Raw genomic sequence first — 24,033 nt, 5'->3', positions numbered from 1 at the left:
CCTATCGATTGTTCTGGATGGTGCCGCTTGTCAATCGCGTCCAGCTGACCAGCGATGGCCACAGGTACCTAGAGGCGGTCGAAGGTGCATTCGGCGGCGACATCGACTACGCGATGTTGATCAAGCTGTATGGCACTTCGCCTGACAGCGCCAAGGGCCGCTATAGCCCCGCCGAATGCACTGGTGCGCGGAAAGAACGGATCGAAGGCAATCCAGACATCAAGCACGTCAGCACGTCATTTGCAGAGCGCCAGAACCCGACCATGCGGATGCACATGCGCCGCTTCACGCGCCTGACCAATGGCTTTTCCAAGAAGGTGGAGGCTCACGCAAACGCGGTCGCCCTACACTTCATGTATTACAATTTTGTGCGAATTCATGCGACGCTTCGCGTTACCCCGGCAATGGCCGCTGGCGTCACCGGTAAGCTTTGGGAAATAGCGGACATCGTTGCGCTTATCGAAGCGAAGGAAGCCGAGAAGCCAATGGTTCGTGGACCTTACAAAAAGCTTAGCGACTAGCCGTTTCTCGGCATATGATCGGGTTTCAAGTCCTTGGCGATGTTGTCCAGAGCCATCCGGATATCGTCTGGACTGTCTATGCCGCCGCTGAAAAGAGCGATCAGGCGACGTGCTAGATGCTCCCGCGCAAGGTGCGAGCCTTCAATCCCGGCTTGCTCGCAATAATCGTCCAAAATCCTGGTGAGTGTTGCCAACTGCATCTCGTCGGCTGTGCCACGATAGGTCATCGCGCGTCTCCCTGTTAGGGCGAAAGCGTGATCGACTCTTTCAAGCGCTCGTTGCCTTGCTAGATCGAGCGACGAAGGGATTGTACGCTTTCGGACAGGATTAGCGAGTCAATTCCCGCCAAGGAACCATGTCCTTACCCTGTCGTTGGGTCGTCAAGGGACGGACATGATGATGACTGACGAACAAGGCAAAGCGCCTAGCAAGCCGGACGATTCTGTCGTGCGTCGTCTGGTCGATGAAGCCGGCATAACCGAAGCGCAAACCCGCGAGCTTATCGCCATCCTTGGGCTCAATTGGTCATCGCTATTGCGGGAAGCGCGCATTATGTCTGGCCGACGCTAAATTTCAAACTGACCCACTACCCATCACTGGCTAAAGTTGCACGCCGGCTCAATATATCAGATCATGGCGGCTGGCAGGGGAGACATCGAGTGGCGGCCAATCGTCGAAACGGCATGACGTCTCCGGCTGAAGGGCTGGGGGACATGCTTTCCGCCGCCGCGCCCCGCCCGCGAACCTCATTGCCCAATGTGGCAACCACCGTCACGACGGTGGCGGCGCTGTATTTCGGGCGAGACGTTTTCCTGCCGATCGCGATCGCGCTGCTGCTGACCTTCGCGCTCGCGCCGCTTGTCTCGACGCTCAGAAAGGTCGGCATCCCCCGGATTGCCGCCGTCATCGCCAGCGTTCTGGGCGCTTTCGCGGCCCTTGCCCTGTTCTCCTTCATTGTCGCCACGCAGGTCAGCGAACTGGCGCAGAACATCCCCGTCTACCAGACCAACATCCTGGCCAAGATCCGTTCGCTCAAGGAAACCGGGGTCGGGGGAGGGATCGTTGCCAGATTGAGCCAGGTGGTCGAGCGTATCGGTCAGGAGATCGACAGGCAGGACGCTTCGCTGCCGGCCGTCACGCCGGAAAAGCCGCCGCGTGAGCCGGTGCCCGTCGAGATCGTCGCGCGCGAAAGACCGCTCGAGGTCCTGCAGAACATAGTCGGGCCGCTGATCAGCCCGCTCGGGTCGGCCGGGCTGATCATCGTCGTCGTCATCTTCATGCTGCTCGAGAGGGAGGATTTGCGCGACCGCTTCATCCGGCTTGTCGGTTACGGCGACCTCCACCGCACCACCGAGGCGCTTCGGGATGCCGGCAAGCGGGTGGGCCTCTATCTGCTCATGCAATTGGTCGTCAACATCGTCTACGCCGTACCGATCGCGATCGGGCTCTGGATCCTCGGCATTCCGAATGCGCTGCTGTGGGGGCTGCTGGCGCTGGCGCTGCGTTTCGTTCCCTATATCGGCCCGGCCATAGGCATGCTGCTGCCGCTGTTCCTGGCGCTGGCCGTGGCGCCGGGCTGGTCGCTGGTCCTTTGGACGGCCGCCCTGTTCGTGGTGATGGAGCTGATCACCGGCAACGTCATCGAACCCTGGCTTTACGGTTCGCGAACGGGACTGTCGCCGCTGGCGATCATCGTCGCGGCGATCTTCTGGACGTGGCTCTGGGGGCCGCTCGGGCTGATCCTGTCGACGCCGCTCACCGTCTGCCTGGTGGTGCTGGGCAGGCACGTGCCGCAGTTTGAATTCCTCGATGTGCTGTTCGGCAACGAGCCGGTGCTCGAACCCCATGCGCGCCTGTACCAGCGGCTGCTGGCCGCCGATCCGGAAGAAGCCACCGACCACGCCGAGGAGATGCTGGAGGAGAAATATCTGGTCGAATTCTACGACAAGGTCGCCATTCCGGCCCTTCTGCTGGGAGAACGCGACCGTGTGCGCGGCGTCATGGGCGACTTGCAACGGCGGCAAGTGGCGGCCAGTGCCCTGACGCTGGTGGCCAATCTCGACGACAGCGCGCAGGAGGAGGCGGGCGCGGAGGAGGATCCGCACGTGGCCGGGGAGGCGAGCGACCAAAGTGATCCCAGTGGCGAGGACGAGACCGAGCTGCCGGATGGCACGGATATGTCCGTGCTTTGCGCCGGCGGGCGCGGCGAGCTCGACGATGCCGCCGCCGCGATGCTGGCGCAGGTGCTGGAGGTCCAGGGCGCAACGGTGTCGAAGGCCGGCTTTGCCGATATGGAACCCGCCAATATTCGCCGCCTCGAACTCGACACCGTCGACACCGTCGTGGTCGGCTTCCTGAACCGGGATTCCGTCAAGCACGCCCGCTTTCTGGTTCGCCGGCTGAAGCGTATGAAGGCCGCACTTCGGGTGGGGATCGTGTTCTGGTCGGAGACCGCTGCTGAGGACAAGGAAACGGCGGCCAAGCTGGCCCATGACATCAACGCGGATTTCGTGGCGCATGGCATGGTGGACGCAGCGGTGGGCGCGCTGTCAAACGAGCCGCCGGTTGCCCTCAAGCTCATCGCCAAACGCCGCATGCGGCGACAGCGGGCGGCGCCCAAAAAGGTTGCGACAGCGGCGGCGAGTTAGGTCGGCCTTCGCCTCGTTCTAAAGCGCGTCGCGGCCAAACGGATTCATGCGACGCGCTTTAGCAGGCTGTTGAAAAAGTCGGCCCGGGAGGCCGATTTTCGCGATTTGGCTCGTTCAGGGCGAACGGCAGTCAAATTCGCCTACTGAAAACGTTGGATTTTCTGACTCAGCTCAGGTGGATTCAACCTCCTCCGAGGGGTCGAAAATCGAATTTCAACAGCCTGTTAGGTCTTTGTTTTTATGCATGTCGTTGTCCCCAAAACCGGATCCACTTTTGGGCGACATGCACTAGGCACCGATGACGACAAAGCATATTGTGTCCTGCTCCCGCTCGGGATCACTGTGGAGATTGTGGGCATCAGGATGCATCTCTGTTCCCGTACGGTATCCAATCTTCCTGAGTTCTGATCCCGATCGGTAGCAAAATGGCTTGTATTTGGCCTTTGGAGAGATTATGTTCCCGATCGGGATCGGAACTCAGGACCAAAGCCACGCAGATGCCGACGACCGTACCGCCAAATGCCATCGAGATTGCGCGCCGCGCCGCGCGATCCGATCCCGCGGATGCCGGCATAAAAGCCGGGTTCGCCGAGCAGGGCGATGTGGGTAAGGCACTGGACCCGGGCGGGGCAAACGTCATCGTTCCTGTGACAGGGATGAAGATCAAAGCCCTTGCGCCCGAAGTTCGGGTCACGCTGCCTCGTATGCTCGGCTCCGATGCGCAGGGGCAGGCCGAGGCCGAACTCGCCACCATCGCGTCGCCGGCGGACCTCGGCCGGCTGGTGCGTGCGGTCCGTGAGCGGCGGGATTTTTCGCAGCAGGCGTTCGCCGACCTCGCCGGGGTCGGCCGGCGCTTCCTGTCGGAACTGGAGAACGGCAAGCCGACATTGGAACTGGGCAAGGTGCTGAAGGTCACCAATGCCGCCGGCATTGTGCTCGTCGCCCGGGAACGCTGATGGATGCTTTGACACTCGACGTCCGGCTCGACGGATTCAGCGAGCCGGTCGGCATCCTGGCGCGCGACGACAATGGCGGGATCGCTTACGCCTATCGGCCGGACTATGTCGCCAATCCCGAGGCTGTCGCCCTATCCTTGTCGCTACCATTGACCGACGAGCCCTATGGCGATGTCGCCGCCAGGCCGTTCTTCGACAATCTGCTGCAGGAACGTGATGGTGCGCTGGCCGATATCATGGCCCGCGAGGGTCTCGCCCGCGATGATATCGCCGGCCTGCTGTTCCATCTCGGCAAGGACTGCGCCGGCGCCTTGTCGGTGCTGCCGGCCGGAGCCCCACCGGTCAAGCTGCCCGGAGATTATGGCAGCGACTATGTTCGGATCGGCATGGAGCGAATGGTCGACATCGTCGATGCGCTGCACCGCCATCGCCGCCTGCCGGACGGCACCGCCGACCCGTCGCCGCTGGCCGGGGTGCAGAGCAAGATCGCGCTGACCTACCTGCCCGACGGCTCCTTCGCCGAACCGCGGCCGGGTTCGGGCGCACCGACCACGCATATATTGAAAGTCGCTGATCAGGGTCATCTCCACGATGCCCGCGACGAGGCCGAGGCGCTCTCGCTCTCGCGGGCGCTCGGCTTCGACACGACCGACGCCACGGTTATGCCTTTCGGCGAGATGGAGGCGCTGCTGATTACCCGGTTCGACAGGGCGCTGACCGGCGACGGACGGATCGTGCGCATCCATCAGGAGGATTTCGCCCAGGCGCTCGGGCTGCCGGCGGCGCTGAAATACGAGCGGCGCGGAACGCCCGGCCGCTGCTTCGACACGCCGGCCATTCGCCGCGTGCTCGAGGCGACGGCGGATCCGGCCGGCGAGAAGGATATCTTCATCAAGGCAACGCTGTTCGATCTGATGATCGGCAACACCGATGGCCACGCCAAGAATTTCGCCCTTCTTCACGATAGAGGCGGGCGCATCCGCATGGCGCCACGCTACGACCTGCTGCCGACACGGCTCGACGCCAACCTGACCGAAGAACTGGCCTTCAGGATCGGCGCGGCGGACAGGCTGGCGGCGATCACCGCTGATGATTTCGCGGCCTTCCTGCAAGCGCTAGGTATCGAAAGCGCTGCCGCGCGCAAACGTATTCGTGCCGGCCATACGGTCGACATTGCTGCATCCCTGGCGCGGCAGCTCAATGGCCTCGACAAGCGGAACATGAAGCGCTTCGCCGATCTCATTGCGTCGAACATCGGCACGCTGACGGCGGCGTTCGGGCTGGCCGCGCCAGCGGCGGTGGAACAGCGGGACGCGTTTCTCGACCGAGCCGGCGGTTGGCTGATGAGCTGAGAGCCGGCCGGCCCCGCAAGAAGCGACAGCATTGCCCGCTCCGGCTCCTCAAACGCCCGGGCGGCAAGCATGGCTCCGTATACGGTCGCCATGAAAGCTTCATCGAGTACGTTTGGCCGAGTGCGAGGGCGGGCCGTGGCCAGAGGCCGCGAGCGCCCTGGGCGAGACCGTGCGGCGCCGCAACTCCAGAAGAGCGTGGCTGCTGGATCTCGAACGGGCATCATGAAACCTTTTGATTTTTAAGCCGTTACCGCCCTTATGTCCGGGGTCGAATCCAAGCCGAAACGGGTGAATGGCGCCAAACCACGCGGCGCTCAAAAGTCGCGCCAGGAAAAGGCATCGGCTATCGAAGCCGCGCCCGAGGCCGACGGCCATGCCGCGCCCGAGGCCGACCAAGCCGCGCCTGAGGTCGACGGCCAGGCCGCGCCGCCGCCGGATGCCGTCGAACCCGATCCAGAACTGACGCCTGAGGAGGCCGAGCAGGCGCGCAAGCGATACTTGCTGCGGCGTTTCTGGATCAGCGCGCGCGGTTACTGGAGCCGGCGCGGCGACCGGCTCGCCTGGCCGTTCACGATCGGGGTGCTGCTGCTGATCTGCATCAATATCGGCTTCCGGTATGGCATCAATGTCTGGAACCGCTCGATGTTCGATGCCCTCGAGCAGCGCAACGCCCGCAGCGTGTATTTCCTCAGCGCCGTATTCGTGCCGCTGGTGATCTGCAGCGGCAGCCTTGTCGTCGCGCAGGTCTACCTGCGCATGACGATCCAGCGCCGCTGGCGTTCCTGGCTGACCACCGCGGTCATTGCGCGCTGGCTGGCAAGCGGCCGCTATTACCAACTGAACCTCGTCGGCGGCGACCACCAGAACCCCGAGGCCCGCATGACCGAGGATCTGCGTATCGCCACCGAGTCGCCGGTCGATTTCATCGCCGGCGTCCTCAACGCGTTCCTGTCGGCCTCGACCTTCATCGTCGTGCTGTGGACCATCGGCGGCGTGCTCACCCTACCGATCGGCGGCGAGAGCATTACCATTCCCGGCTTCCTGGTCATCACCGCGATGATCTATGCCGCCATCACCTCGACCTCGATGGTGGTCATCGGCCGCAATTTCGTCCAGCTCTCCGAGCGGAAGAACCAGGCGGAGGCCGAACTGCGCTACACGCTGACGCGCGTGCGCGAAAACGGCGAGAGCATCGCCTTGCTGGGCGGCGAGGAGGAGGAGCGCAGCGGCATCGACAGGAATTTCGGCCATGTGCTGAGGCAATGGGCGCTGCTGACCGGCCAGCACATGCGCACGGCGGCGGTGTCGCAGGGATCGAGCCTGTTTGCGCCGGTCGTGCCGATCCTGCTGTGCGCGCCAAAATTCCTCGAAGGCTCAATGACGCTTGGCGAGGTGATGCAGGCAGCGTCTGCCTTTGGCATCGTGCAAGGCGCGTTCGGATGGCTGGTCGACAACTACCCGCGTCTTGCCGACTGGAACGCCTCGGCGCGGCGCATAGCCTCGCTGATGATGTCGCTCGACGGGCTCGAGCGTGCGGAGCAGAGCGACGCGCTCGGGCGCATCAACCGAGGTGAAACCGATGACGGTGCGATGCTCAGCCTCGACAATCTCTCGGTCACGCTGGACGACGGCACCTCTGTGGTCAAGGAGACCGAGGTTGCGATCGAACTGGGTGAGCGGGTGCTGGTGGCGGGCGAATCCGGCTCAGGCAAGTCGACGCTGGTGCGGGCCATTGCGGGCCTGTGGCCGTGGGGCGGCGGCGGCGTCAATTTCCACGCCGGCAGGCGTCTGTTCATGCTGCCGCAACGCCCCTATATCCCCTCGGGGACCCTGCGCCGCGCGGTCGCCTATCCTGCGGCGGCGGATAAGTGGACGATCAAACAGATCAAGACCGCCCTCGACAAGGTGGGCCTTGCTTATCTTGCCGACAGGATCAAGGAAGAAGCGCCATGGGACCAGACGCTGTCGGGCGGCGAAAAGCAGCGTCTCGCCTTCGCGCGCCTGCTGCTGCATCGCCCCGACATTGTCGTGCTGGATGAAGCGACCTCGGCGCTGGACGAGAAGAGCCAGGACAAGATGATGGAGACGGTGACCCGCGAATTGCCCGATGTCACCATCATCAGTGTGGCGCATCGCGCAGAGCTGGAGGCCTTCCATAGCCGCAAGATCACCCTGGAGCGGCGCGAGGGTGGGGCCAAGCTTGTCAGCGATGTCGATCTCGTCCAGCGCAAGGGCAAGCGGAACCTGCTCAGGCGCGCTTTGTGGGGCTCCGGCACGCGCAACAAAAGGCAAGCGTGAGCTTCGATCTACGCCACCGAGCCGCCTGGTTTGGCGATCGCCTAAACGCGGAAAGCAGGGCGCAGGCGACGCGCCGCCGAAACCTCCGGCGGAAGCGCGTCACCCGAAATCATAGCCATCGCGGCCTTGGCCGCATGGATAGCTAAGCCGCCTGAACGATCTCGACCAGTTCAACGTCGAACACCAGATCCTGCCCGGCCAACGGATGGTTGCCGTCGAGCTTGACCCTGGCATCGTCCACTTCGACAACCGTTACCGGCATGGGTTGCCCGTCGCGGGTTCTGACCTGCAATCGCGTGCCGATATCAACGTTGATGTTGTCTGGCACCTTGGCGCGTTCGATGGTCACGACTGCTTCGGGGCGGTGGGGACCATAGGCGGCGTCGGCGGGAACGGTGACGGTGCTTCTCGCGCCCACCTCCATACCCTCGACATGGGTTTCAAGGCCGGAAATCACCTGTCCTTCACCCAGCGTGAACTGCAGCGGTTCGCTGCCGGAAGAATCGAATTGAGTGCCGTCGACTAGGCGTCCATTGTAATTGATGCGCACGGTGTCGCCATTCTTGGCCTGTGTCATAGCAGTCATCCTTTCGGAAGTTTTTGAGGGGCCGGCTGGGGTTTCACGGTCCCGTTCTCGGTCAGCCCTGCACTCAGGTGCACGGCGCGAAACCCTAGAACTAGGTGCCTGGCCGCCGATGTAAACCCAAAATGCCGATTGAGCTCCCGCGGATATGACCCGCTGGCGTTCGCCGCCACCTATTCGGTGCCGGTGTGGGCTTCTGACCATCTCGGCCATTGGTGGCAGCAAGCTGATCGCGTTTTGACTGAGCATCGTCTTTTCCGAAAACCGGTTCCCATTTTCCGGATCGCTCCAGCGCCCTACCGGTCGACCATCGCCATGCCGCGCTCGGTGTAGCGCGGGCCGGAGATTTTTCCTGGCGCGAGCGCGTCGTCGAGCGCGGCCATTTCGGCGGCATCGAGCTTGATCGCGACGGCGGCGACGTTCTCCTCCAGGTAGCTGATCCGCTTGGTGCCGGGGATCGGCACGATGTCCACACCGAAACCGGGGCCCTTGTGCAGCAGCCAGGCCAGCGCGATCTGGCCGGGCTTGACGCCTTTGGCCGCTGCGATGTCGCGCACCTTGGCGGCTGCCTCGACATTGGCGTCGTAGTTTTCGCCCTGGTAGCGCGGGTCGTTGCGGCGGTAATCGCCTTCGGGATAGTCTTCCGCGCGCTTGACCTCGCCGGTGAGAAAACCACGGCCGAGCGGCGAGAACGGCACCAGGCCGATGCCGAGTTGTTTAAGCAGCGGGATGATCTCCGGCTCCAGATTGCGCTCCCACAGCGAATACTCGCTCTGCACCGCCGACACCGGATGCACGGCATGCGCCCGGCGGATGTTGGCCGCACCCGCCTCCGACAGGCCGAAGAACCGCACCTTGCCTTGCGCGATCAGCTCGCCGACGGCGCCCGCGACATCCTCCATCGGCACCGCCGGGTCGACGCGGTGCTGGTAGAGCAGGTCGATATGGTCGGTGGCGAGCCGGCCGAGCGAGGCTTCCACCACCTCGCTTATATGCTCAGGCCGGCTATCGGTTCCGAACTGCTTGCCGTTTTCGATGCGGAAGCCGAATTTGGTGGCGATCGTCACCTGGTCGCGCTTGCCCTTCAATGCCCGGCCGAGCAATGCCTCGTTGGTATACGGGCCATAGACCTCGGCGGTGTCGAGGAAGGTGCAGCCGAGTTCGATGGCGCGGTGCAGCGTGGCGGTGGATTCGGCCTCGTCGGCCGGGCCGTAGGACTGGCTCATGCCCATGCAGCCGAGGCCGATGGCCGAGACCTGCAGCCCTTGGCTGCCGAGCTTGCGTGTTTTCAGGGTCATTGATGCGCTCTCCGGCGGGGTGCAGGGACTATGGCGTTGGCCGATTTTATCGACACGCCTTACTCGACAAGGATGTGGGCTTCACGCGCCGCTTCGACAAGCGCCGACCTGGCGATATCGGCGGCAACTTCGCCGCTGGTCGCCCGGCGGCAGGCGCGCAATGCCGATTGGTGTTTTGGACTGCCGGCGTCACGCCAATGTGTGGTGAGCAATTCAATGGCCTGCTGTGTGTTGGACAGATGGCGGATGGAACCGGTGACACCGACAGACACCGCCACGGGCTTGGAGAACCATGCAGTTTGCATCGGAACCTCGACTGAACTGAAGCGATAAACGCGTTTGGCGGCTCAAGGTTTCGTCGATGCCAATCAATCTGGCGTGAGAGGCCCGAAACGGGCGTTCTTCAACGAACCATCCACATCGAGAGACGCCCGGTTCGGCGTCACTCACATGTTCGAGGCGACGTCGCGGGTGGGCGGTGGTTTGGGCTTGTGGGCGGCACGCTGCTTCGTCGTTTGCTGGGCGGTGCGGGGTGCGGCTTTGACCGTGTTCACGGTAGTGGGCGCTTGCGCCTTGCGGCGCTTGAGCCAACTGGCTGACAGTTCGGCAAGGAGACTGCGCAAGTCTTTCACGACGTCCTCCTCTTGTAAGTGACAGGATAATTTCCGTCAGTTCAACTTGTTCCACCGGAAAAATAGTTCCGCCCAAAAAAGATAAGGGGTCCTTGCCGGCGAAAGCGGCCGGGCGTCACCTGCCAATATAGGCGGCCAGCTCGTCCGGCGTCCCGTTTGGGAAGGCCTGTTTCAGAAAATCCAGGAACGCCGAAACGCGCGGGCTGAGCAGCCGCCGAGACGGGTAGAGCGTCCATAGAGCGATCTCTGGGCCGTCAATATCGCCCCAATTTACCAGCGTGCCGTCAGCCAAATCGTGGGCCACCAACGAAATGGGAAGACGTGCTGCACCGACCCCGGCTCGCACCGCATCCCTGACCATGATGAGCGTCGACAAAGCAAGGACCGGCTCGATTTTGATTGTCGACCGGCCACCTTGTGTCTTCACATGCCATGTTTGCCGTTCGCCTGCCCCGCGCGCAACCCCGGGAGCGCCGGATCCACCGGTCGTGCGTGGAAGGTGAGGGCTCGCCACGACGACCAGGCGGTCGCGGAGAAACGCCCGTCCGACCAGGCTTTCGTCGGGATCCGGATTGACCCGGATTACCAGATCGTAGCCTTCCTCGATCATGTCCACCTGCCGGTCCTCTGTCGTCACCTCAAGCCTCACCTCCGGATATTTGAGGGCAAACCCCGCGGCGATCCTCCCCATTGCGGTCTGAGAAAAAAGCATGGGTGCGCTGATCCGCAGTCTCCCCTTGGGTCTTTGACCGCCCGAGGCTATCGCCGCAGCCGTCTCGTCCAGCTCGGCAAGCAAGGCCCCCGTCCGCTCGAAGAGCGCCCGTCCTTCTTCGGTCAGCTTCAGGTTACGCGCACCCCGTTCAAACAGGCGCAGATCAAGGCTGCTCTCCAAGTCTCCGACGCGCCGCGACAGGGTTGCCTTGGGCCGGCCGGTGGCTCTTGCCGCTTTGCCGAAACCACCATGGCGGGCAACGAGGTTAAAATCGGTGAGGGCCAGAAGATCCATGAGTGTTCCACCAGTGAGACGGTGCGTCTAAAATTTCGGCCTGTTTGACTGTTTGTGAGCCACACATATTGGGCCTGTCAAGCAACCCAACAGGAGAAATTCCATGACCATCCTCGTTACCGGCGCCACAGGCAATGTTGGCCGCCAAGTCGTCGAACACCTCGTCAAGCGCGGCGCCGATGTCCGCGCTCTCGTCCGCGATCCGTCGAAAGCCAGCTTCCCGGCAGGCGTATCGGTCGTGCAAGGCGACTTTCTCGACGTCGATTCGCTGCGCAAAGCCATGTCCGGCATTTCCACTCTGTTCCTCTTGAACGCCGTGGTGCCGGACGAATTCACCCAGGCTTTGGTCGCGTTGAACGTCGCCCGATCGGCGAGTATCGAGCGGATCGTCTATCTGTCGGTGATCCACGCCGACGTCTATGTGAACGTGCCGCATTTCGCGGGCAAGTTCGGCGTCGAGCGAATGATCGAGCAGATGGGCTTCAAGGCTACGATCTTGCGCCCGGCCTACTTCATCCAGAACGATCTGATGATCGAAGACGTCATCACCGGCTACGGCACCTACACAATGCCGATCGGCGCCAAGGGTCTCGCCATGATCGACGTGCGTGATATCGCCGAGATCGCCGCCCTTGAGCTGCTGCGCCGCGAACAGTCCACAGAGCCGCTTGCGCTCGAGCGGGTCAACCTCGTCGGTCCGCAGACCCTGACCGGGATGGATATCGCCGCCATCTGGTCAGACGTACTCGCCCGCCCGATCAACTACAGCGGCGACAGCACCGAAGGTTTCGAGCAGAATCTCAAGCTGCTCTTACCCGCCTGGATGGCCTACGACATGCGCTTGATGGGCGAGCGGTTCCTGACCGACGGGATGCTGCCCGAGGCCGGCGACGTCGAGCGCCTGACTGCGCTTCTGGGCCGCCCGCTGCGCCCATATCGCGACTTCGCCTCACAAGTCGCTGCCTCCGCCTGACGGAAGCAATCCGCTTACATGGGCCTGCGCGGCAAAGAGCCAAACAGTCGCGAGGAGCAGGCCGAGCAGACTCAGTTCGCCAGCGAAAACGGCTACAAGGCCGCCCTGCTGTCGACGCTGATGCGGACCCGCGAACTGCTCGCAGAGGGAAAGCTCTGATCATCACAAACAGCAGGGCGGCCCTCTTAGGGAGCCGCCCTGCCTTGCGCGGGACGCCATGGCTCGCCTCTATAGAATGTTGGTCGTCACTTCGACGACGATCGCGGCACCTTCCAGGCTGCCATTGGTCACGTGCACGACACGCGATACCCGCAGGTCCTGCGCATTTCCGTTGATCGATAGGGAGACGCTTTCGCCGATCCGGGGAACCGCCTGGAAAACCGCGTCGGTGGCTTCCGGCCGGTTGTCGATCGATATGCGGCAGTTGACGGTCATAAGAGTCTCCTGTGTCGGCCCCGGTGGTCAACGCAGGGTCCGCGAAATGGTTTCAGGAGGCCGGATGCAACTTAGTCGCGCCCGGATTCGTAGCTCATCAATTGCTCCATTGTTCATCGTAGCGGAGCAACAGGCTCGCTGGGGAGGCGTTGGGGCTGCCCCGGCGAGTTTGATCCTCGTTGCCATCGCCGTTACGTCCGCAAAACCGTCGTCGGACCTAATGGCCAGGCGGCTCAGCGGCGCTCTCTGCTCATTTCGCCCGGCGTGGCACGACATAGCTCGTCACGGCACCTATTCCTCGCGTGACGATGACCGTGGTGTAGTCCGCCGGTAGAGAAGCCGTGGCGGTCGGGTCGATTGACTGGCACCGGCCGACGATCTCGCCATTGGGCGAGTTCGCCAGCCTGTCGGCCAATGACGCCCGGCATTGATCGATCGATGCGTACAAAGCAGGCGCCGTTTCCACGGGTTTGCAGACGGCGGCCTCGCCGGTGCTGCACGAAAGCAAAACCATCACTGCCGCGCTTGCCGGATCCATTGCCTGAGCTCCCTGTTGGACGAGCCTCAACGTGGGCGTGCGACCTTGGTTTCGCTGTCGCTAAAAAATGTCAGCGAACCCGGTCACTCAAAATCCGCATATGGCCGTCCGGACCCGAACCAGACCGGACTGTGTGATTGATTTTGGTTCCGCTCATGGGCTCGAACCACGGTTCGCGCCATCGAAGGGTGCTCCTATCCCTTCTTTTCCGCGGGCGTGGTGTCACTGAGGTGAGAAGGGCACGCGTTTCGGCGACCGCAATTCCCCGGCCATTTTCGCCGCTTGGAAAATTGTCATCAAAACCAGGATTGGCTCACCCTCGGTCGGGTTGATGGTCAGGACCACACGGCCAAGCTCGTCGCTCATGCCGCAAGACCAGTCCTTGACGGCTATCACCTTCCTCGCGGCCATATACTTCTCCAGATGGGAAGCACCTCGCGGGCTACACCGTCTGGAGCTGTTCGATAGAACCTTCGCCCGACATTGCAATCAGCCGTATAGCGGCCAATGCTGCCACAATTATCATAACCGCCGTGATGTTCAGGAACATCGTCGATGCAAAGATGCCCCCACTCTGGTCAAAGCAACTCAGTTGCATGGCGCTTCACCCCTTCAAGCCACTAACAGCTTGATGATGATCCTGCTTCTGAAGAAATACAAGCATGTGCTAATAAGATCGGATTGGAGCGTTCTCCCGGGAGAAATCAGGTGACCTTCTTCGTCCTAGGCAAAAGCCGAAAAAGGCTTAGCAATTGGTTCGGAGAGGACAGCCGGTGGCCCTGCAGCGCTTAATTTTGGTTCCCGCTCATGGGCTCGAACCACGATTCACGCCTTCAAAGGGCGCTGTCCTACCATTAGACGAAGCGGGAAGATGCAACTGCGCCTACACCCCTAGCCGGTTCGCGCGCCGGGATCAACGCAGGGCGGCCGCATCAGTCTGGAAAGTCGGTGACCGGTTCCTCGCAGCGGTAGACCGGACAGCTTCCGTCACGGGTCGGGACATAGGCCGACATCGGTACCTCGGGCCAATCGCATTCGTTGCCAAACTGCCTGACATAGCGGTCATAGGTGTTGGGACCGGTGGTCAGCACCACGGCGCGATGGCTCTGGATCAGCTGCCGGAGTTGGTGGCAACTCATCGTGCGGGTATCGGGCCGGGCGTCTGCCATGCCGGTCGCAGCCAGCAGGATCGCTGCCGTCATCAAGGCAATTCGGCGGACGGGCATCGCGGTTTCCTCGAATGAGCGTGTCACGCGAAACTCGCATCTTGGCCGGTGGTTCCGCAACGTCCGGCTGGCCGTCTTTGGCGGCGCAACCAAATGGCGCGTCGCGCATTGCTGGGGATGGACAGCCGGAAGCATTACGAAACACCGAAATGGTGGCCTGGCGGCGAAGATCGCGAAGCCATGTGCTGTTCGTTCTGCGGCGGTCGCGACCACCGCTACGAGGATTGTCCGCAACGGGACGTTCCGGCCGATCGTCCGTTTGACGCCCCGGAAGATGTCACCCCAGACCGACCTGATTCTGAAGCTGGGCCTGCTTCGAACATCACGCCCCATTGCAACCAAAATGTCCGCCACGCATTGCAGAACATGGATGGAAATCCCTGATGTGAGCCCAGAGGGGCCGGGGGAAGGGCGGGGCCATGACGGAATTGGCAGGCATCGATGGTCTGATCGAAACCACCGCCGACGCAAGGCTGGCGGCGATCGTCGATTCATCTTTCGACGCCATCATCAGCAAGGATCTGAACAGCGTCATCACCAGTTGGAACGGGGCGGCGCAGCATATGTTCGGCTACACTGCGGAGGAGGCTGTCGGCCGGTCGGTGCTGATGCTCATTCCCGATCATCTCAGGGATGAAGAGGGTGACATCATCGGCCGGGTTCGCAAGGGCGAGGTCGTGGCCAGCTACGAGACGGTGCGGCGGCGCAAGGACGGCAGCTTCATCGCCGTGTCGCTGACCGTGTCGCCGATCAGGAATGCATCCGGCGAGATCATCGGCGCTTCGAAGATCGCCCGCGACATCACCGCGACCAAGGAGAGCGAGCGCCGGATCCGGCTTTTGCTGCGAGAGGTGAACCATCGCGTCAAGAACCAATTCGCGGTGATCCTCTCGATGGTCAGGGAGACAGGCAAACGCTCGACCGATCCGCGCGAGTTCGAGGAACTCATCCGCTCCCGCATCATGGCGCTGTCGCGCTCGCACGACCTGCTGGTGAATTCGGAATGGGCGGGCGCCAGCCTCTTCGACCTCATCCAGGAGCAGCTCACGCCGTTCGGCCACGAAGAGCAGGTATCGCTCTCCGGACCGCTGCTGACCTTGCAGCCGAACGCCGTGCAGAGCCTCGGCATGGCCTTCCATGAGCTTGGCACCAACTCTTCCAAATATGGCGCGCTGGCGGGTGATGCCGGGCGGCTCGAGATCACCTGGCAGATCGCCAGCGGTGTTTCGGGCAAGCGGGAAATCCATCTCGTCTGGGACGAGACGATGCCGGTGTATGAAGGGGACCGACGGGACGAAAGCACGCGCAAGGGTTTTGGCACCGTCGTCCTGCAGCGGGTCGCGCCGCAATCGCTGAACGGCTCGGCGGTTCTGGAGCGCAGCCCGGGCCATCTCAGCTGGTCGCTGACGGCGCCGCTGGAATCGATCATCGTTGCGCAGCTCGGCGCCGAAATGCTCGACACCGAGCCGTCCTTCAGCCCTTGAGAGGCCGGTCCGGCCGCTTCATCCCGGCAGAAGCGTTCAGAAACAACGACGGCCCATTGCCGCATCCGTCGTGAATTCAGGAACCGTGGCCCGGCGGCCGCGTTGTTGGCGTCAGGCGTTCGAAGGGACCTCATGGAACAGCTCGTCGAGGAATTCGGCCATCCCACCTACACCTCGTTTCCGGTCATCGCGGCGCGGCTGTTGCTGGCGACGCTCTATGGCGCGGTCATCGGCTTCGAGCGCGAATGGCGCAATCGTCCCGCCGGGCTTCGCACGCATATGCTGGTCTGCGTCGCCGCTGCCACTTTCGGCATCCTGACGATCGAGATCGTTCATGCGCCGATGTTTGCGCAGGACTCCGTCAAGGTCGATCCGATCCGGGTGGTCGAGGCGGTGACCGCCGGCGTCGCCTTCCTTGCCGCGGGCTCGATCATGTTTGCGCGCGGCGAGGTGCACGGGCTGACGACAGGCGCCGGCATGTGGCTGGCGGGCGCGATCGGCGTCGCCTGCGGACTGGGCCTGTGGCAAGTGGCCGGTTTCGGCACGCTGATCGTGCTGGTGGTTGCCGGGCTTCTGCGCCGGTTCGAACGCGGACCCGGCCTTGCCGCCGGTGATGAGGACAAGGCAAGGCCGGAGAAGAAGGAGGCGGCTTCGGCCCCGTCAAAGCGAGGGCGCAGCTAGGTGCGACGCTGCGAAATATCCTGACTGGTTTCGCCGAAAAAGCTGGCCAGCGCGTCGGCGGTCCGCGCCGGGTTCTCCTCGGGAAAGAAATGCCCGCCTGGCATCGCCTGGCCGCGCACGTCATCGGCCCAGCCGCGCCACAGCGCCAGCGGCCCGCCTTCGCCGGCATACCATTCCGCCAACGCGCCCTGGCCGCTCCACAGTGCCAGAAGCGGGCAGCGGATGCGCTGGCCGGCGGCTTTGTCGGCATGGTCATGGGCACGGTCAAGGGTGGCCGCCGCACGGTATTCCTCACAGATCGCATGAATGTGGGAAGGCGCGCGCAAGGCATCGACATAGGCCTGACGCACTTCGCCTGGAAACACCGATGGCGATGACCCCCCAACCGCTGAGCGCATTGTCGACAATCGCCTCGGCGGCGCCGGCCAGGATTTTTCCGGCAACGGCTCGGGCTGCGCCAGCAACGACCGTGGCCAGTAGCCCAGCGCCAGCCTCGCGTCGGCTCGATCCCAGGCATCGGCCGTCGGCACGATGTCGAGCACGGCGAGCTTTTCGATGCTGACGGGATGATCGAGCGCCATGCGGTAGGCGACACGCCCGCCGCGATCATGGCCGGCGACCATGAAACGGCTGAAACCGAGATTTTCCATCAGCGCCACCATGTCGGCGGCCATGGCACGCTTGGCGTAGGGCGCATGGTCCGGAGCGGACGCCGGGCAGGAGCTGCCGCCATAGCGCGCAGGTCGGCGCAGACGACGCTGAACCGGTCAACCAGGACGGGCGCAATGTTGCGCCACATCAGATGCGTTTGCGGAAAGCCGTGCAGCAACAGCAACGGCGGCCCGCTGCCGGCACGCAGGCAGAATATGCCGGCATCACCGGTGTCGATTTCCGCGCTTTGAAACTCATCGAACATGATCGCCTCCGGCACGCGCAACGGGCGGCGAACGGATTTGGTTGCAACAGGATCGGACGCAAGCGGCCAACCTTTTTCATCGACAGGCGTTGTTCCTGCGAAGGGAAAGGTCGCCGCTGGCGACCGCGGAAAGAAGGAGGCAGAGATGAGAACTCTCGCCATCGTGCCATTCAGCCTGATGCTGGCGCTGGCAGTGCCGGCCGCAGCCCAGACGGACCAGCAGAACGACAGCCAGGCGCCGCAGGCCGACAAATGCCGGGCTCAGACCGAGCAAGATGCAAAACAGCAGCCTAGCGACGCCAGTCTGACGGAGACGCTCAACGATTGCGGCGGTGTGCTGAAACCGCCCCCCACAGGAGATCAGGGAATGGCTGCACCGGCGCCCGACCAGGGCAGGACGCCGGTGATCAAGCCGGGTGAAGTGCCGGCCCAGCCGCCGAAGCAGTAGGGCAGGTTTGCCGGTATTCTGGCAAGGTGGCGGAACCTCGTTTTAGCAGGAACGTTTCTTTCACGACTTGGAATTGGAGAAATTATCGTGAGAGATATTGCGCGTACCGCCGCGTTTCTTGCCTCGATAGCCATTGTGATTGCCTTGATGCTGATGGCGCCAAGGAGTGTTGGGTTCGAAACCTCTCACCCGATCGTACAGGGCGAGCTGCCGGCGGAATAATCACGACCGACTGAAAAAAGCAGGCGAGGCATGGTGCCGCGCCTGCTTTTTCGTTGAACCTCTATCGCACCAGCACGCCGGCGTGGTTGCAGAGCGCCGCGAAGGCTTCCTGAGCCTCGGCGGCGCCTGTGTTGTTTTCCAGCGCGGCTTCGATCTTTTCGCGCGCCGCCTGATAGAAGGGGCCGCGTTTGGCCTGCGGCCAGTCGATCAGGATTTCGCTGGCATCCCTGAGCGTGGCGATGTCGCGGATCGTGTCGGAGCCATGCGGCTTGATCCGCATCGGCGTGGGCAGCATCAACTCGGCCATCTCGTGTTTTCCCCTACTGGAGGAATTTTGCTTCGCGCGCGGCGTCGATCATCGCCCGCATCGCCTTTTCCGGCGGCGTCCAGCCATCCAGCGCATCGCGACAGCTGCGCAACGCCGCCCGATAACGCCGGCCCCGGCCGGCCGGCCAGTCGCCGAGACATTCCAGGCTTTCCCAGGCGCTGCGCACGACGCGCTCACGCTCGGGGGCAAATTTCAGCCGGATGGGTCGGGGAAACATCTTGTCGTTCAACGGTCGTCTCCGTGACTGAAGCATGTCGCCCAAAAGCGCACAGCGGTTTTGGGGAAAACGATATGCACAAAGGACAGGGCGCTGATAACGTTGCCGGCAGGGCAGGGTTCCCTTCCCGAAAGATCAAATCTCACTCGGCGGCATCGACGTCCGACAGCGACCTCGGCGTCGGCACTTCGGCGTTGTGCGCCGCTGGCCGGTCATGCTCGAACTGCTCGGTGCCGGGCAAGGCCTGCAGCCAGGTTTCGCGCCTTGAGATCCACAATTCATATTCGGGGACGAGATCGGTCGGGGCGACGTCGAGGCTGCCGATCGCCACCTCGGCCTCGTTGTCGTCGACCCAGGCGACGCGGCCGCCGCAGGTCGGACAGAAGCTGCGCGTGCCATAGGAGCTGACGAGGCCTGTCGTCTCGAAGGCCTCGCGCGGCCAGACGGCAAAGGCCGAGTAGACCGATCCGCCGGCCTTGCGGCAATCCTTGCAATGGCACAGACCAACGCGCAGCGGTGCGCCGCTGACCGAGAACTGCACGCCGCCGCACAGGCAGCTGCCGGTCCTGCGTATGCTGTCGGACATGACGACCTCCCTCAATGCGTGGCTCTGCGGGCCGGGTGGGACAGGTGCTGAGCCCCGTCCCGATCCCGGGATGAAACAGGCTCTAGCCGCGCGCCGCCATATAGGCATCGAGCTTCTTGCGCGACGGCCCGTAGCGCTTGATGATGGTCTGCGCCTCGCTTGGCGGAACGCCGTATTTGCGGGCAAAGGCAGCGACCTCGTAAGGCTCTTCGCTCGAGACCAGCTTGCGGTCCTGTTTCGTCTTCGATTTGTCGTCAGCCATCTCGGGCCTCGCTTTCTGTTGTCGGGGAAACGCACAGCCGTCGGCGCCCGATCCCGCGATCAACAGGACATAACACAGATCGGCGCCGCGGGTTCCACCGCCACGACAATAACGCCATGGCATCGTAAAGCCTGTATCAGGCCGATGGCCGCATGGGGGTCGGCGTCGGACGAATGGTCGCCGTCGCACTCGCTGCATGCAGCACTGATACCGGGGCAGCCGCGCTGGTGCGTGCCGGCGGGGCAGCAATGGCCGTTGGAACTCGCCCAGCGCTGGCATTGGAAGACCTGGCCGGCGCCGCCGCAACCGCTGCATTCCAGCGCCGTCGACCGGACGCCACGGGATTTTGTCCTGAACCTGACGTTCGTGCCCAATTTCAACCCGCCCGAATAGCTGCATCGGCACACGCCTGTGCATTAGCCCTGGCTAATAATAGCACTTTCGTGGTTACCAACAAGTTCAATCGCGGGACGCGCGGGAAGGCCGTGCGGGCCGGGCGTGCGTCAGGCCGGCTTCAGCCGCATCGCGGCGAGATACATGAGCGCCGAGGCGGCCTGCCCGCGGTCCCAGCCGGCGGCCTCGACCTTGTCGAGCAACGCGTCGAGATGAGGGACGAGCGCCTCCCGGCACTCCTGCTCATAAGCGGTGCTCATCGCCGGATGTTGCGGCGCGCCGATGGTCAATGCCTTGGCCATGTCCGATCCCCCTTTGAGCGGGCAATAATGTAACATCAGCCGGCAAAGCGATAAATCGGTTTTGCCGGCGCGGTGCAGGCTTCAAGAGGCGCCCCGGATCCGCGCCGGAGCGCCTGCATCGCGGCTGTCGAGAAAAAATTGGCCTGATGTGTCGGACCTGGCACCCGTGGCGCGTCCTAGGAGCGACCAACCTGCAAAGCTGGAGAACGAGCATGCCGTCGCAAATCACTCAATCGCCGTGGCAGACCGCGGCCCTTCTCATCGCCCGGCTGATCTTCGCCGGTGTCTTCCTGATGGCCGTGACCTTCAAATTCATGGGCATGGAGGCGACCGCCGGCTACATCGCCGCCGCCGGATTCCCGTTTCCGCTGTTGCTGGCCTGGTGCGCGGCGATCCTGGAAGTCGCCCTGGTGCTGTGTTTCCTGACCGGCGCCTTCTTCACGCAGGCCGCCCTTGTCGCCGCCGCCTATGTGCTGTTCCTCGGCTTTGCCTTCCACGGACCCAGCCACTGGGCCGGCAACCAGGCCGAGTTCGGCTTCTTCGTCGACCATTTTTCCTTCCTGGCCGGATTGCTGTTCGCGGCCGTGCATGGTCCGGGCCGGGTGCTTTCGCTCAATTTGGGATGGCCGGGCAGGGCGTAGGTCGTGCCCTCATAGCTGGTCGTTGTAGGGTTCCTTTATCTTGCCGACCATGCGGGCCAGCTTCGAAAAGGAGGGCATGTCCGCCTCCGGCTGGCACTGATTGGCGAGTTCCAGCAGCCGGATTGGAAAGTTGACGGCGTCACGGCTTGACGCGGACATGCCTTCGGATCGCTCCTGGTTGGTCTCGCCGGCCTCGGTCTTGCGCAAGGCCACATCGATTTCCTCAGATGTCAGCACCCCCTTTTGAACCAGGAGGCGGTTGACCGACGCGACGGCCATCAGCAGGCCTTCGAGTTGCAGATTGGCGACATTCATGGCGATTGCTCCCGTGGCTACGATCGAAACGCGCGAGCGGCGTTTTCGCTCCGGAGGGCGCGGCGAGGCGATGCCTTGGCACGTCTTCGGTAGGGTGCCGAAAGCGCGGCCTAGGAATTTTTTCCTAATTATATACTTGAGAAAGTATGGGAATATGTCATATGATTCGAGCCGACAGGCCGGCATCTCAATCGAACAACTCGACAATCGCTTGGACAAGATTCGCAAAATCGTTGAGTACGGCAATAAGTGGCCGTCCTACGAGGAATTTGGGCTCAGCAAAGCTGACATCGATGGCGAGGTTGCCTTGCATATTGAACCCACCCTCGTAGCTCATGATTGTTTGCTTAACGTGAGTGAGCGGTCCCTCAAACTTGATAATGGGGGAGACGATAGTGCCTCCAGTGAGGGCAAAGTGGCTAACGCCAGCGGAGGTAAGGACCAAGCGCCGGTGCTTGCGCATCAAATCCGTCTCATGAAGCGCAAAGAGCATTGGATTTCCCTCAGCGTAGGGGTTGAGGGAAGCGATAGTTGCCTTGTCGGCTACCGAAAGCTTTGTGATTTTCTTTTGCCCGTCTGCGGCGAAGATGGCGGCGCTTTTGGAAACGGGAAAATAGACGTTGTCAGCTGTTTGCCCGTTTCGAGCGGCCAAAACGCAGGCAAGTGAATCTAGCGTGGCTCTCAATTCATGAGCCACGGAACCGGCCGTAATGCGGATTGATGCCGGGATGGGTTTCCCCAGTTGGACTGACAGGTGTGTTCTTCCACCTACGTCGACCTCTGACGACACCAGATAGGCGCCATTGAGCATATAAAGCTCGATTTCGGCGCCCATGAATAAGATCTGATTTCGGCACCATCTCACGCGCTCATGAATTTCGGTAAGGTCATCGGCCATGTCAGAATCCCCAAAAGGCAAAGGTCAAGAAGCTGAAATTGAGGTCACGCCTCAGATGATTTCTGCGGGCCTTTGCGCCGTTTTCCCTGACGTGGAGTTTCATTCGGCGGTGGTCGAGGCGGAAGTGTTGGCGCGAGCCTTTCGAGCCATGGCGATTCTATCGCCGGCTCTTGTGTCAGCAAATGCCAAATATGAGCAACGAGGCAGGATAGCCGGGCAGATTGATCCCTGACTGCCTGCAAGTCCGACACGGGGCGCGGCTTATCAGACTTGACCCGGCGCGCCTCAAGAACTGCTTTGTCGCCCCAAACACCGTCACGCCAAACACCTGCTTTCCATACGCCATCAGCCCACGCACCACCTCGTTGGACGATCTGAAACCAGGCATGAATAAAGTCGTTTCTGGCCGCCGATACGATTTGAATCTCGGCAAGCGTATGCGTGACGAGCCACAGGGTATCTTCATCGGTCGTTTTGGCGCGGATCACCTCCGCCCAGATGCCGGCATTGTCTGAGACCTTTGTGGACCCCATAATGCGGTTTGCGGTGCCGCGCTGCACGTTCAAAAGTTTGGCAACCGTGCGGATAAGGATTTCATCCACCTGACCTAAAATGGCGGTAAGCTCGCCTAGAACGGCATGCTGGTCGTCACTCAAGAGAAGTTTAAAGGCTGGCTCCATGGACACCTCGAAAGCCGACGACGAAAAGAAATTCAACGACACGCTGAAGCGGATGCTTCAGACGGCGCCGAAACAGCACGATACGGGCAAGGTTGATAAGAGTCCCAAAGAAAAAGCTAAGGCGAGACCCGCTAAGGCTTCGCCTTCCTCTTCCTCAAAGCAATAAGTCGGCGCGCCTTCTGCTTAGGCGAGATCGCCTTCACCAATCCGCCGATAGGTAAGGCGCTTGCCTTCGATCATTGCAAGCAACTGGTCGTGGCGTTCGGTGTCGGTGACCTTGAGCGCGGTGCGGCGATTGTAACGGAAATCGAACTCAGCAAGGTAGCGATGCAAGTGAGCTTCCCCGCAATGCTGGTAGACGCCGATCATGCCGCGCTTGAAGACTGAGAACACGTTCTCAATCGTGTTCGAATGGATCGACACGCCGTCTTCATAGCGGACGTATTCGCCAGCGGAATGATTGGTCGTCTTGTGTGAGGCGTATTCCTCGCCGGTGGTGGTGTAGAGCTTGGACTGGTCGGTATAGAGCGTCGAATTGCGGTCGGCATTGCGCACAAGGATATCGCGCACAACGGCCTTGGTGGCGTGCTGGACGTGAACCATGCGGGCTTTGCCGCCACGCTCGACAAGGCCGATAACGGTGCGCTTCGGCTTCATCTTGCGCTTCAAGCGCGGCTGGCCCTTGCGCTGCGGCGAAAGATAATCGCGGTCGACGCGTCCAATGTAGGTCTCGTCGGCTTCAACGGTTTTGCCCTCGCCACCAAGCGGGCCAGCGGACTTAACGTCTTCCGCCATAGCCTCGCGAATACGATGAGCCATGAACCAAGCGGTCTTGTAGGTGACGCCAAGCATGCGGTGCAGCTGATGCGCGGACATGCCTTTCTTGGAAGACGCCATGAGGAACGTCGCCAGAAGCCACTTGTTCAAGGCGATCTTGGAGCGCTCGAAGACCGTGCCGACAGTGACGGTAAACTGCTCACGGCACTCCATGCAGTTGTACAGGCCGGGACGATGCGCCTTGCCTACCATCTTGGTGATGCGGGACGGTTGAGCATTGCCGCAATGAGGGCAGTTCGGGCCATGCGGCCAACGCTGCGCTTCCAAATGGATGCGGGCTGCGTCGGCGTCTTGGAAGATTGGGCTGTCGAGTTTCATGGCTAGGTGCTCCCTGCCATGTTTCTAGCAAATGTCCCG

The 24,033-nt window shown here is 62.3% G+C and carries 32 protein-coding genes, 1 tRNA gene and 3 pseudogenes; 15 read left to right on the top strand and 21 right to left on the bottom strand.

The features are described from left to right. Positions 1-26: 26 nt before the first annotated feature. Positions 27-521: pseudogene (locus tag ACFOJ9_RS21525) on the top strand (IS1 family transposase); the annotation flags it as partial. Here ACFOJ9_RS21525 and ACFOJ9_RS21520 read toward each other — a convergent pair. Beyond that, complete coding sequence (locus ACFOJ9_RS21520; protein WP_378981100.1) at positions 518-748, bottom strand: hypothetical protein; 231 nt, start codon at positions 746-748, stop codon at positions 518-520. The pseudogene ACFOJ9_RS21525 and the gene ACFOJ9_RS21520 sit on opposite strands and share 4 nt — an antisense overlap. Before the next feature lie 172 nt (positions 749-920). Here ACFOJ9_RS21520 and ACFOJ9_RS21515 point away from each other — a divergent pair, with 172 nt between their 5' ends. The 5 genes from ACFOJ9_RS21515 (at position 921) to ACFOJ9_RS21495 (ending at position 7,775) form a co-directional block, all read left to right on the top strand. Then, entirely contained in the window at positions 921-1,091 is a 171-nt protein-coding gene (locus ACFOJ9_RS21515) for a hypothetical protein (protein ID WP_378981098.1), read from the top strand. Positions 1,092-1,180: 89 nt separating this feature from the next. Then, positions 1,181-3,169 carry an AI-2E family transporter gene (locus ACFOJ9_RS21510; protein ID WP_378981097.1) on the top strand — a complete coding sequence of 663 codons (1,989 nt, stop codon included), beginning with the start codon at positions 1,181-1,183 and terminating at the stop codon, positions 3,167-3,169. 497 nt (positions 3,170-3,666) lie between these two features. Continuing rightward, positions 3,667-4,125 carry a helix-turn-helix transcriptional regulator gene (locus ACFOJ9_RS21505; protein ID WP_378981095.1) on the top strand — a complete coding sequence of 153 codons (459 nt, stop codon included), beginning with the start codon at positions 3,667-3,669 and terminating at the stop codon, positions 4,123-4,125. Beyond that, entirely contained in the window at positions 4,125-5,477 is a 1,353-nt protein-coding gene (locus tag ACFOJ9_RS21500; RefSeq protein ID WP_378981094.1) for a HipA domain-containing protein, read from the top strand. The genes ACFOJ9_RS21505 and ACFOJ9_RS21500 overlap by 1 nt, the downstream gene beginning before the upstream one ends. Positions 5,478-5,735: 258 nt before the next feature. After that, positions 5,736-7,775 (top strand): ATP-binding cassette domain-containing protein, encoded by a 2,040-nt coding sequence (locus tag ACFOJ9_RS21495; protein ID WP_378981093.1) that lies wholly within the window; start codon positions 5,736-5,738, stop codon positions 7,773-7,775. 142 nt (positions 7,776-7,917) lie between these two features. Here ACFOJ9_RS21495 and ACFOJ9_RS21490 read toward each other — a convergent pair whose 3' ends face one another. The 5 genes from ACFOJ9_RS21490 to ACFOJ9_RS21470 all read right to left on the bottom strand — a co-directional run bounded on the left by ACFOJ9_RS21490 (position 7,918) and on the right by ACFOJ9_RS21470 (position 11,294). After that, a complete protein-coding gene (locus tag ACFOJ9_RS21490) occupies positions 7,918-8,352 on the bottom strand; it encodes an FKBP-type peptidyl-prolyl cis-trans isomerase (protein WP_378981091.1) in 435 nt (144 codons plus the stop codon). A 302-nt stretch (positions 8,353-8,654) separates the two neighbouring features. Continuing rightward, positions 8,655-9,656 (bottom strand): aldo/keto reductase, encoded by a 1,002-nt coding sequence (locus ACFOJ9_RS21485; RefSeq protein ID WP_378981090.1) that lies wholly within the window; start codon positions 9,654-9,656, stop codon positions 8,655-8,657. Between the two features lie 59 nt (positions 9,657-9,715). Continuing rightward, positions 9,716-9,961 carry a DUF982 domain-containing protein gene (locus tag ACFOJ9_RS21480; protein WP_378981088.1) on the bottom strand — a complete coding sequence of 82 codons (246 nt, stop codon included), beginning with the start codon at positions 9,959-9,961 and terminating at the stop codon, positions 9,716-9,718. A gap of 141 nt (positions 9,962-10,102) precedes the next feature. After that, positions 10,103-10,288, bottom strand: coding sequence for a hypothetical protein (locus tag ACFOJ9_RS21475; protein WP_378981086.1), 186 nt, complete (start codon positions 10,286-10,288; stop codon positions 10,103-10,105). A 115-nt stretch (positions 10,289-10,403) separates the two neighbouring features. Then, positions 10,404-11,294: a LysR family transcriptional regulator gene (locus tag ACFOJ9_RS21470; protein WP_378981085.1), complete on the bottom strand. Its 891-nt coding sequence runs from the start codon at positions 11,292-11,294 to the stop codon at positions 10,404-10,406. 103 nt (positions 11,295-11,397) lie between these two features. On the opposite strand from ACFOJ9_RS21470, the gene ACFOJ9_RS21465 reads away from it, so the two are divergent. Further along, the gene (locus ACFOJ9_RS21465) at positions 11,398-12,267 is read left to right on the top strand and encodes an NmrA/HSCARG family protein (RefSeq protein WP_378981083.1); all 870 of its coding nucleotides are present in this window, start codon (positions 11,398-11,400) and stop codon (positions 12,265-12,267) included. Positions 12,268-12,282: 15 nt separating this feature from the next. After that, a pseudogene (locus tag ACFOJ9_RS21460) lies at positions 12,283-12,426 on the top strand (DUF1857 domain-containing protein); the annotation flags it as partial. Between the two features lie 69 nt (positions 12,427-12,495). Here the strand turns inward: ACFOJ9_RS21460 and ACFOJ9_RS21455 are convergent. The 5 genes from ACFOJ9_RS21455 to ACFOJ9_RS21435 form a co-directional block, all read right to left on the bottom strand. Continuing rightward, the gene (locus ACFOJ9_RS21455; RefSeq protein ID WP_109660896.1) at positions 12,496-12,702 is read right to left on the bottom strand and encodes a hypothetical protein; all 207 of its coding nucleotides are present in this window, start codon (positions 12,700-12,702) and stop codon (positions 12,496-12,498) included. A gap of 250 nt (positions 12,703-12,952) precedes the next feature. Further along, the gene (locus tag ACFOJ9_RS21450; protein ID WP_378981082.1) at positions 12,953-13,240 is read right to left on the bottom strand and encodes a hypothetical protein; all 288 of its coding nucleotides are present in this window, start codon (positions 13,238-13,240) and stop codon (positions 12,953-12,955) included. 222 nt (positions 13,241-13,462) lie between these two features. Further along, entirely contained in the window at positions 13,463-13,606 is a 144-nt protein-coding gene (locus ACFOJ9_RS21445) for a hypothetical protein (protein WP_378981080.1), read from the bottom strand. A gap of 429 nt (positions 13,607-14,035) precedes the next feature. Next, positions 14,036-14,109, bottom strand: a tRNA-Gln gene (locus ACFOJ9_RS21440). Between the two features lie 63 nt (positions 14,110-14,172). Further along, positions 14,173-14,466 (bottom strand): hypothetical protein, encoded by a 294-nt coding sequence (locus tag ACFOJ9_RS21435; protein ID WP_378981078.1) that lies wholly within the window; start codon positions 14,464-14,466, stop codon positions 14,173-14,175. A 93-nt stretch (positions 14,467-14,559) separates the two neighbouring features. Here ACFOJ9_RS21435 and ACFOJ9_RS21430 point away from each other — a divergent pair, with 93 nt between their 5' ends. From ACFOJ9_RS21430 to ACFOJ9_RS21420, 3 genes are all read left to right on the top strand, one after another. Beyond that, positions 14,560-14,850, top strand: a complete 291-nt coding sequence (locus ACFOJ9_RS21430; protein WP_378981076.1) for a hypothetical protein — start codon at positions 14,560-14,562, stop codon at positions 14,848-14,850. Positions 14,851-14,885: 35 nt separating this feature from the next. Further along, positions 14,886-15,950: a PAS domain S-box protein gene (locus ACFOJ9_RS21425; RefSeq protein WP_378981074.1), complete on the top strand. Its 1,065-nt coding sequence runs from the start codon at positions 14,886-14,888 to the stop codon at positions 15,948-15,950. 132 nt (positions 15,951-16,082) lie between these two features. Next, positions 16,083-16,631, top strand: a complete 549-nt coding sequence (locus ACFOJ9_RS21420) for an MgtC/SapB family protein (RefSeq protein ID WP_378981072.1) — start codon at positions 16,083-16,085, stop codon at positions 16,629-16,631. Here ACFOJ9_RS21420 and ACFOJ9_RS21415 read toward each other — a convergent pair. Beyond that, positions 16,628-17,430: pseudogene (locus ACFOJ9_RS21415) on the bottom strand (alpha/beta fold hydrolase). The gene ACFOJ9_RS21420 and the pseudogene ACFOJ9_RS21415 sit on opposite strands and share 4 nt — an antisense overlap. 262 nt (positions 17,431-17,692) lie before the next feature. Here ACFOJ9_RS21415 and ACFOJ9_RS21410 point away from each other — a divergent pair. Next, on the top strand, positions 17,693-17,995 hold the full coding sequence (locus ACFOJ9_RS21410) for a hypothetical protein (RefSeq protein ID WP_378981070.1): 303 nt from the start codon (positions 17,693-17,695) through the stop codon (positions 17,993-17,995). A 283-nt stretch (positions 17,996-18,278) separates the two neighbouring features. Here ACFOJ9_RS21410 and ACFOJ9_RS21405 read toward each other — a convergent pair whose 3' ends face one another. The 4 genes from ACFOJ9_RS21405 to ACFOJ9_RS21390 all read right to left on the bottom strand — a co-directional run bounded on the left by ACFOJ9_RS21405 (position 18,279) and on the right by ACFOJ9_RS21390 (position 19,610). Further along, positions 18,279-18,524, bottom strand: coding sequence for a DUF982 domain-containing protein (locus ACFOJ9_RS21405; RefSeq protein ID WP_378981068.1), 246 nt, complete (start codon positions 18,522-18,524; stop codon positions 18,279-18,281). 13 nt (positions 18,525-18,537) lie between these two features. Continuing rightward, positions 18,538-18,774, bottom strand: coding sequence for a DUF982 domain-containing protein (locus ACFOJ9_RS21400; RefSeq protein ID WP_378981066.1), 237 nt, complete (start codon positions 18,772-18,774; stop codon positions 18,538-18,540). Between the two features lie 130 nt (positions 18,775-18,904). Continuing rightward, positions 18,905-19,348 (bottom strand): GFA family protein, encoded by a 444-nt coding sequence (locus ACFOJ9_RS21395; protein WP_378981064.1) that lies wholly within the window; start codon positions 19,346-19,348, stop codon positions 18,905-18,907. A gap of 82 nt (positions 19,349-19,430) precedes the next feature. Continuing rightward, positions 19,431-19,610 (bottom strand): DUF3606 domain-containing protein, encoded by a 180-nt coding sequence (locus ACFOJ9_RS21390; protein ID WP_378981062.1) that lies wholly within the window; start codon positions 19,608-19,610, stop codon positions 19,431-19,433. A 144-nt stretch (positions 19,611-19,754) separates the two neighbouring features. Between ACFOJ9_RS21390 and ACFOJ9_RS21385 the strand changes: the two genes are divergently transcribed. Continuing rightward, positions 19,755-20,003: a hypothetical protein gene (locus tag ACFOJ9_RS21385; RefSeq protein ID WP_378981060.1), complete on the top strand. Its 249-nt coding sequence runs from the start codon at positions 19,755-19,757 to the stop codon at positions 20,001-20,003. Between the two features lie 110 nt (positions 20,004-20,113). On the opposite strand, the gene ACFOJ9_RS21380 is transcribed toward ACFOJ9_RS21385, so the two are convergent. After that, positions 20,114-20,305, bottom strand: a complete 192-nt coding sequence (locus tag ACFOJ9_RS21380) for a hypothetical protein (RefSeq protein ID WP_378981058.1) — start codon at positions 20,303-20,305, stop codon at positions 20,114-20,116. Positions 20,306-20,517: 212 nt separating this feature from the next. On the opposite strand from ACFOJ9_RS21380, the gene ACFOJ9_RS21375 reads away from it, so the two are divergent. After that, complete coding sequence (locus ACFOJ9_RS21375) at positions 20,518-20,946, top strand: DoxX family protein (RefSeq protein WP_378981056.1); 429 nt, start codon at positions 20,518-20,520, stop codon at positions 20,944-20,946. A gap of 9 nt (positions 20,947-20,955) precedes the next feature. Here the strand turns inward: ACFOJ9_RS21375 and ACFOJ9_RS21370 are convergent, their stop codons facing one another. From ACFOJ9_RS21370 to ACFOJ9_RS21360, 3 genes are all read right to left on the bottom strand, one after another. Beyond that, positions 20,956-21,261 carry a hypothetical protein gene (locus ACFOJ9_RS21370; RefSeq protein WP_378981054.1) on the bottom strand — a complete coding sequence of 102 codons (306 nt, stop codon included), beginning with the start codon at positions 21,259-21,261 and terminating at the stop codon, positions 20,956-20,958. Between the two features lie 187 nt (positions 21,262-21,448). Continuing rightward, positions 21,449-22,159, bottom strand: a complete 711-nt coding sequence (locus ACFOJ9_RS21365; protein WP_378981052.1) for a hypothetical protein — start codon at positions 22,157-22,159, stop codon at positions 21,449-21,451. Between the two features lie 44 nt (positions 22,160-22,203). Next, a complete protein-coding gene (locus ACFOJ9_RS21360; RefSeq protein WP_378981050.1) occupies positions 22,204-22,839 on the bottom strand; it encodes a hypothetical protein in 636 nt (211 codons plus the stop codon). Between ACFOJ9_RS21360 and ACFOJ9_RS21355 the strand changes: the two genes are divergently transcribed. Beyond that, entirely contained in the window at positions 22,838-23,005 is a 168-nt protein-coding gene (locus ACFOJ9_RS21355) for a hypothetical protein (protein WP_378981048.1), read from the top strand. The genes ACFOJ9_RS21360 and ACFOJ9_RS21355 overlap by 2 nt on opposite strands. 17 nt (positions 23,006-23,022) lie before the next feature. On the opposite strand, the gene ACFOJ9_RS21350 is transcribed toward ACFOJ9_RS21355, so the two are convergent. Continuing rightward, the gene (locus tag ACFOJ9_RS21350) at positions 23,023-23,994 is read right to left on the bottom strand and encodes an IS1595 family transposase (protein ID WP_378981046.1); all 972 of its coding nucleotides are present in this window, start codon (positions 23,992-23,994) and stop codon (positions 23,023-23,025) included. Positions 23,995-24,033: the final 39 nt, after the last annotated feature.

It is taken from the genome of Mesorhizobium cantuariense, assembly GCF_042647205.1.
In the GTDB taxonomy this organism is placed as follows: domain Bacteria; phylum Pseudomonadota; class Alphaproteobacteria; order Rhizobiales; family Rhizobiaceae; genus Mesorhizobium; species Mesorhizobium cantuariense.
The sequence above is the reverse complement of the archived record's forward strand: the minus strand, read 5'-3'. Positions and strand labels throughout refer to the sequence as shown.

Bases quoted from the DNA above. Each gene is read 5' to 3' on its own strand.
- ACFOJ9_RS21520 (WP_378981100.1), bottom strand. From the start codon at position 748: ATGACCTATCGTGGCACAGCCGACGAGATGCAGTTGGCAACACTCACC.
- ACFOJ9_RS21515 (WP_378981098.1), top strand. From the start codon at position 921: ATGACTGACGAACAAGGCAAAGCGCCTAGCAAGCCGGACGATTCTGTC.
- ACFOJ9_RS21505 (WP_378981095.1), top strand. From the start codon at position 3,667: ATGCCGACGACCGTACCGCCAAATGCCATCGAGATTGCGCGCCGCGCC.
- ACFOJ9_RS21500 (WP_378981094.1), top strand. From the start codon at position 4,125: ATGGATGCTTTGACACTCGACGTCCGGCTCGACGGATTCAGCGAGCCG.
- ACFOJ9_RS21495 (WP_378981093.1), top strand. From the start codon at position 5,736: ATGTCCGGGGTCGAATCCAAGCCGAAACGGGTGAATGGCGCCAAACCA.
- ACFOJ9_RS21490 (WP_378981091.1), bottom strand. From the start codon at position 8,352: ATGACACAGGCCAAGAATGGCGACACCGTGCGCATCAATTACAATGGA.
- ACFOJ9_RS21485 (WP_378981090.1), bottom strand. From the start codon at position 9,656: ATGACCCTGAAAACACGCAAGCTCGGCAGCCAAGGGCTGCAGGTCTCG.
- ACFOJ9_RS21480 (WP_378981088.1), bottom strand. From the start codon at position 9,961: ATGCAAACTGCATGGTTCTCCAAGCCCGTGGCGGTGTCTGTCGGTGTC.
- ACFOJ9_RS21470 (WP_378981085.1), bottom strand. From the start codon at position 11,294: ATGGATCTTCTGGCCCTCACCGATTTTAACCTCGTTGCCCGCCATGGT.
- ACFOJ9_RS21465 (WP_378981083.1), top strand. From the start codon at position 11,398: ATGACCATCCTCGTTACCGGCGCCACAGGCAATGTTGGCCGCCAAGTC.
- ACFOJ9_RS21455 (WP_109660896.1), bottom strand. From the start codon at position 12,702: ATGACCGTCAACTGCCGCATATCGATCGACAACCGGCCGGAAGCCACC.
- ACFOJ9_RS21450 (WP_378981082.1), bottom strand. From the start codon at position 13,240: ATGGATCCGGCAAGCGCGGCAGTGATGGTTTTGCTTTCGTGCAGCACC.
- ACFOJ9_RS21445 (WP_378981080.1), bottom strand. From the start codon at position 13,606: ATGAGCGACGAGCTTGGCCGTGTGGTCCTGACCATCAACCCGACCGAG.
- ACFOJ9_RS21435 (WP_378981078.1), bottom strand. From the start codon at position 14,466: ATGCCCGTCCGCCGAATTGCCTTGATGACGGCAGCGATCCTGCTGGCT.
- ACFOJ9_RS21430 (WP_378981076.1), top strand. From the start codon at position 14,560: ATGGCGCGTCGCGCATTGCTGGGGATGGACAGCCGGAAGCATTACGAA.
- ACFOJ9_RS21425 (WP_378981074.1), top strand. From the start codon at position 14,886: ATGACGGAATTGGCAGGCATCGATGGTCTGATCGAAACCACCGCCGAC.
- ACFOJ9_RS21420 (WP_378981072.1), top strand. From the start codon at position 16,083: ATGGAACAGCTCGTCGAGGAATTCGGCCATCCCACCTACACCTCGTTT.
- ACFOJ9_RS21410 (WP_378981070.1), top strand. From the start codon at position 17,693: ATGAGAACTCTCGCCATCGTGCCATTCAGCCTGATGCTGGCGCTGGCA.
- ACFOJ9_RS21405 (WP_378981068.1), bottom strand. From the start codon at position 18,524: ATGGCCGAGTTGATGCTGCCCACGCCGATGCGGATCAAGCCGCATGGC.
- ACFOJ9_RS21395 (WP_378981064.1), bottom strand. From the start codon at position 19,348: ATGTCCGACAGCATACGCAGGACCGGCAGCTGCCTGTGCGGCGGCGTG.
- ACFOJ9_RS21390 (WP_378981062.1), bottom strand. From the start codon at position 19,610: ATGGCTGACGACAAATCGAAGACGAAACAGGACCGCAAGCTGGTCTCG.
- ACFOJ9_RS21385 (WP_378981060.1), top strand. From the start codon at position 19,755: ATGGCCGCATGGGGGTCGGCGTCGGACGAATGGTCGCCGTCGCACTCG.
- ACFOJ9_RS21380 (WP_378981058.1), bottom strand. From the start codon at position 20,305: ATGGCCAAGGCATTGACCATCGGCGCGCCGCAACATCCGGCGATGAGC.
- ACFOJ9_RS21375 (WP_378981056.1), top strand. From the start codon at position 20,518: ATGCCGTCGCAAATCACTCAATCGCCGTGGCAGACCGCGGCCCTTCTC.
- ACFOJ9_RS21370 (WP_378981054.1), bottom strand. From the start codon at position 21,261: ATGAATGTCGCCAATCTGCAACTCGAAGGCCTGCTGATGGCCGTCGCG.
- ACFOJ9_RS21365 (WP_378981052.1), bottom strand. From the start codon at position 22,159: ATGGCCGATGACCTTACCGAAATTCATGAGCGCGTGAGATGGTGCCGA.
- ACFOJ9_RS21355 (WP_378981048.1), top strand. From the start codon at position 22,838: ATGGACACCTCGAAAGCCGACGACGAAAAGAAATTCAACGACACGCTG.
- ACFOJ9_RS21360 (WP_378981050.1), bottom strand. From the start codon at position 22,839: ATGGAGCCAGCCTTTAAACTTCTCTTGAGTGACGACCAGCATGCCGTT.
- ACFOJ9_RS21350 (WP_378981046.1), bottom strand. From the start codon at position 23,994: ATGAAACTCGACAGCCCAATCTTCCAAGACGCCGACGCAGCCCGCATC.